General features: G+C 43.9%; 3 protein-coding genes. All 3 read right to left on the bottom strand.

All coding sequences use genetic code 11. The features are described 5' to 3' along the window. Window positions 1–30: 30 nt before the first annotated feature. On the bottom strand, window positions 31–558 hold the full coding sequence (locus tag B9J87_RS12965; protein ID WP_019281708.1) for a low molecular weight protein-tyrosine-phosphatase: 528 nt from the start codon (window positions 556–558) through the stop codon (window positions 31–33). A 305-nt stretch (window positions 559–863) separates the two neighbouring features. Beyond that, entirely contained in the window at window positions 864–3974 is a 3111-nt protein-coding gene (gene vexH / locus B9J87_RS12970) for a vibriobactin export RND transporter permease subunit VexH (RefSeq protein ID WP_094151084.1), read from the bottom strand. Continuing rightward, the gene (locus B9J87_RS12975; RefSeq protein WP_094127336.1) at window positions 3974–5026 is read right to left on the bottom strand and encodes an efflux RND transporter periplasmic adaptor subunit; all 1053 of its coding nucleotides are present in this window, start codon (window positions 5024–5026) and stop codon (window positions 3974–3976) included. The genes vexH and B9J87_RS12975 overlap by 1 nt, the downstream gene beginning before the upstream one ends. Window positions 5027–5219 lie beyond the last annotated feature (193 nt).

Genomic DNA, 5219 nt, shown 5'->3' on the forward strand with positions numbered 1-5219 from the left:
ATCAAAAAGTCATATAAAACTTTCTATGTGTTACACACAAAGTTTCATTGCACTTTCCTTTAATTGATATTGTTTAGATATATGTTCGATGATCCCTTGGGCCCCGCTCTCTATCAGTTCCAAAACCCGTTCAAACATATGAATATTTCCTTTGTAAGGATCAGGGATTTCCGTGACACCGATGTGACTATGCGATAGAAACAGTGAAAGTTTCTCTTTATGTCTAGCAGGACAAATGTCAATCAGATCCGCTAAGTTAGCTTTATCTAAGGCAAAAATAAGATCAAATTTTTCGAAATCCTCAGAACAAACCTGCCTTGCTCTTAAATTTGACATTGAATAGCCACGCTGCTCAGCGACAGATATTGCTTTGGGATCTGGTTTTCGGCCCACTTGATAATTCACAGTACCAGCGCTTTCAACAAATAAATTAATTCCATGTTGTTGCGCTTTTTGGCTCAAAACAGCTTCAGAAAGCGGTGAACGGCATATATTTCCCATGCATACGATGAGGATAGAGAGTTTTTTATTTTCCATGGCCATTACTGATGCATTCACTTCATTTTGTCTCTGTATTAAAGAGGTGGATAGAGTATCGCAAGGCGCATTGCAATGGGTGTCTCAAAATTGAGTCTATCTATAATTAATACCTAAGATTTAAATAGGAAAAATGAACTGGCTATTTTGATGGATTATCGAAAATGGCATTAACCATTTGATATCTCGCTTGTATATTCAAATAACTTGATGTGATAAGCCGGCCGCATGTGATTTCATCTAATGGGCATAGATAACGGTGAATGGAATAGGTGTGAACGGTGAACAAAGAAGAGCCTGCAGGGCGCAGGCTCTTGATACGTTAATCAGTGAACACTTCTGGTTTTAACATCATGCAGCAGTTCTTGATTAAGTTCAGCTTCAACATGACCTGGAGAGCGTGTTGATGCCGAGACCAAACGATACATAGCAGGGATAACAAACAGAGTGACTAAAGTGGCAAAACCCATACCGAAGAAAATCACCGTACCCACCGCAACTCGGCTTTCATAGCCTGCTCCTGTCGAGATAATTAATGGGATTGAACCTGCTAAAGTAGTAAATGCGGTCATCATGATTGGCCGTAAGCGCCTCGCTGAAGCATCAATAATTGCTTTTTCAAACTCAACCCCTCGGTCACGCAGCTGGTTGGCAAATTCAACGATCAAAATGCCATTTTTGGTCACCATACCGATCAGCATAATCATCCCAATTTGGCTATAGATGTTGATACCTTGTCCCATAATTGATAGACCAAGAAAGCCACCAAACACACCCATCGGCACCGTCAACATCACCACTAACGGGTTGATAAAGCTTTCAAACTGGGCAGCTAACACCAAATAGGCAACAAGCAGCGCTAACGCAAATACGATAGCTACACTCGATTGATTTTCTTTAAAATCTTTTGACTCTCCAGAATAGCTAACAGAAATATCACTAGGAAGTATCTCTATCGCTTTCTTGTCAAGAAAATCTAATGCTTCACCCAACGTATAGCCATCAGATAAGTTTGCAGTAACCGTGATCGCCTTTTGCTTATTGTAATGAGACAAGCGGATTGATGATGCCACTTCTTCCACTTTCGCAAGTGCATCCAGTGTAACAAGCTCACCGGATGCGGTTCTCATATAGATCTGGCTTAAATCGGAGGCGTTATTGAAGCTATTTTCGTCCCCACGGAGATAAACATCATACTCTTCGCCGCGCTCAACAAAGCTGGTTTCACTCTTCCCGCCGAGCATCACTTCTAACGTATCTGAAATATCCGCGACACTGATCCCCAATTCCGCGGCACGCTGCCTATCAATCGTCACCACCAGTTCAGGTGTCTTTTCGGAATAATTGGTGTCAGCACCTTCCATAAAGGGGGAATTTTCAGCTTCCGTTTTTAACAATTCAGCCCATTTTCTGAGTTCAGGATAGTCTGACCCACCTAACACAAACTGAACAGGCTCGTTAGAGCCACCACGAAAGCCGGGCATAAAGGGCATAATACGTACATCGGGAATTCCCGTTAGCGCTTTTTTTACCTGCCCTAATGCTTGTTGAGCGGTGATGCTTCGTTCGTTCCAGTCATCCAAAATCATGATAACAAAACCAGTCTGATCACCCGCTTGCCCACCGAACGCAGGCGATTGAATACTAAACGACTTGAGAAAACCTTTGCCAACCAAAGGCATTAACCGCTGCTCAACAAGATCCATATTGGCCGACATCCGGTTATAACTGGTCGCATCCGCTCCGCGCACAAAGGCAAAAATAACGCCGCGATCTTCTGAAGGCGTAAGCTGAGAAGGCACTTTCTGCATCAGAAAATAACTGCCACCAACGCATGCAAGGATGACGAGCGGTGCAGCCCATTTCCAACTGATAGCAAAACGTAAAGAGGATTTGTAACCCGCTTCTAAACGGCCAAAAACACGATCAACAAAACGATTAAAACGGTTTGGTTTGACATTGACCTTTAAAATCTTGCTACCGAGAACGGGCGTTAAAGTTAACGCTATTAGCGATGAAAAGAGAACCGACATGGCCAAAAGTACAGAGAACTCGGTGAACAACAGGCCGACCATACCGTCCATAAAAGAGATCGGTAAAAAGACCATCACTAATACCAATGTGGTGGCAATCACGGCAAAGCCGACTTCGCGCGTCCCTTTATAAGCCGCCAGCAGTGGCTTCTCTCCCTGTTCTATGTGATGAAATATATTTTCCACCACCACAATCGCATCATCAACAACCAAACCGATGGAAAGAATCAGCGCCATCAAGGTGATAAGGTTAATGGAGAATCCGAAATAGTAAGCGGCAATAAAAGAAGAGATCAATGATACTGGCACAGTAACGGCTGGGATTAGCGTTGCCCGAACTTGGCCGATAAAAATGTACAGTACCAAAATTACTAAACCACCCGTGATAAACAGTGTGCTATACACTTCCGAAATTGAGCGATCAATAAAGACGGTCGAGTCGTAGTCAATGGCCAAGCGCGTTCCTTTGGGTAGAAACTGCTGAATATTATCGACTTCTTGATGGACACGCTGCGCCACATCCAAGGGGTTAGCATCTGACTGTGGCACAATGCCCATGCTCACATTAACCACACCGTCGCTTTTGAAGGTTGAGTTTTCGTTCTCAGCGCCGATGAAGACATCCGCGACATCTTTTAAGTAAATCGGCGAATTGTCACTTGCGCGCTTAACCACCAAATAGTCAAAATCTTGAGCCGTTTTGTACGCTCGGTCGGTACGCACCGACATTACTGTCGAATCGTTACGCACTTCTCCGCCCGGGCTTTCAATATTTTCACTGCGCAATGCACTTGATATATCAGAAGTCGTGACACCACGCCCAGCCATCAGATTCGGCTTGAGCTTGACATACATCACCTTATAAAGGCCACCAGACACATCCACAGAACTGACGCCAGAGATTAAACTAAAACGGTCAATCAAAGCTCGTTCGATATAATCGGTCAGTTGGGTTCGATCCATCTCTGAAGAACTGAGATTAATGTACAAAGAAGCTTCACCAGAGCCATTATTTTTGAATACAGTTGGATCATCTGCTTCATCGGGTAATGAGCGCTGCGCTCTCGCAACGGCGTCGCGGATATCGCTCACACCAGTATTGAGATCGTAACCCAGTTCAAATGTAACAGTAATCCGTGACATGCCATTACGCGTGGTGGATTCAATTTCATCAATCCCGCTAATGCCTGCCAGTTGATCTTCCAATACAGAAGTGATTTGGCTTTCAATGATGGTAGCTGAAGCCCCTGCATAGCGAGTACTGATTGAAACCACCGGGCTTTCAATATCAGGCATTTCCCGGACCGAAAGCTTAGAAAATGACACTAGACCAAAAACGCACAACAGTAAGCTTAATACCACCGCCGCCACAGGGCGCTTCACTGAAACATCGGATAACCACATTATTTGTCATCCTTTTGTATCGGTGAGCCATCCACATTGACTTCAGTAACGACAATGCCGTTTCTCATATTCACGATGCCTTGCACCACAATCTTATCGCCAATGGCTAAACCTTTATCAATCACCACTTGATTGTCGATCCGCGCGCCAAGCCAAACTTCCGTGCGTATTACTTTATTATTGCTATCAATCACATAGACATAGCGTTTAGTGCCTGAATATTCGAGTGCTTGAACGGGAATAATGGGCGCTTCAATCGCTGGGAAATTCAACTTAGTAGAAAGCAACATCCCGGGTTTTAGCTTGCCATCTTGGTTATCGAAATGAATACGGACACGCAAATTCAAGGTTTCACGGTTAATGCGAGAATCAATACCCACAACTTTGCCGGTAAACTCGTTTTTTGCCCAAGCATTACTCTTCGCCGTCACCGTCATACCTTTACTGATTAACGAAAGGTAACGCTCTGGCACTTGGATATCGAGTTGCATCACCGATAGGTCATCTAAAGTCAGCAATTCCGTCCCTGCACTGACCATTTTGCCCAAACTAAAATCAATAAAACCAACGGTGCCATTAAATGGCGCGCTAATGCGCAGATCGTTTAAATTTGCGTTTGCTGCATCTAAACGTGCTTGAGCAATATCAACACTCGCTTTTTGCGCATCGATTTCCGTTTGGGTAATGGCGTTCCGTTTGACCAAACGTTCAAACTCTTTCAACTTACGCTGTTCATCGTTCAAATAGGCTTGAGCCTCTGAAAGTGCGGCTTTGGCTTTATCATCATTAAGCTGAATTAAGAGCTGACCTTTCTTGACCTCTTGATTGGCTTTAATCGCAATATGACTGACCTTTCCCGAAACTTCAGATGAGATCTCCACTGCTCGTTCAGCTTCTAATTTACCAATCAGTGAAAGAGACTGAGACACTTGATGAGTTGCCACACGCTCTGCGACCACCGCAACGGCTTGTGGTGCTTGCGCAGCGAACGCACTTAACGGTGTGGTAAGCAAAGTAACCATCATTAACGAAAGAATAGACGTGTTTTTCATAGTTTTTATTCAACAATAAATAGACTGATTGAATTGTAACTGCTTATACGACGCTCGAACGTCAAGGAGTGTAAATCTTATTAAATATCTGTAACGTGCGTCATAACTTAGCCTCCTCCGGCAGCTTTTTAGGCGTCACACACAGGCTATACCCAAACAACCTGAAGTTGCAGGTAGGCGGCAAGTAAATTCA

This window comes from Vibrio sp. V19_P1S1T109, from assembly GCF_002241375.1.
Lineage (GTDB): Bacteria > Pseudomonadota > Gammaproteobacteria > Enterobacterales > Vibrionaceae > Vibrio > Vibrio anguillarum.

Coding starts and splice junctions, on each gene's coding strand:
- vexH (WP_094151084.1), bottom strand. CDS start 3,974: ATGTGGTTATCCGATGTTTCAGTGAAGCGCCCTGTGGCGGCGGTGGTA.
- B9J87_RS12975 (WP_094127336.1), bottom strand. CDS start 5,026: ATGAAAAACACGTCTATTCTTTCGTTAATGATGGTTACTTTGCTTACC.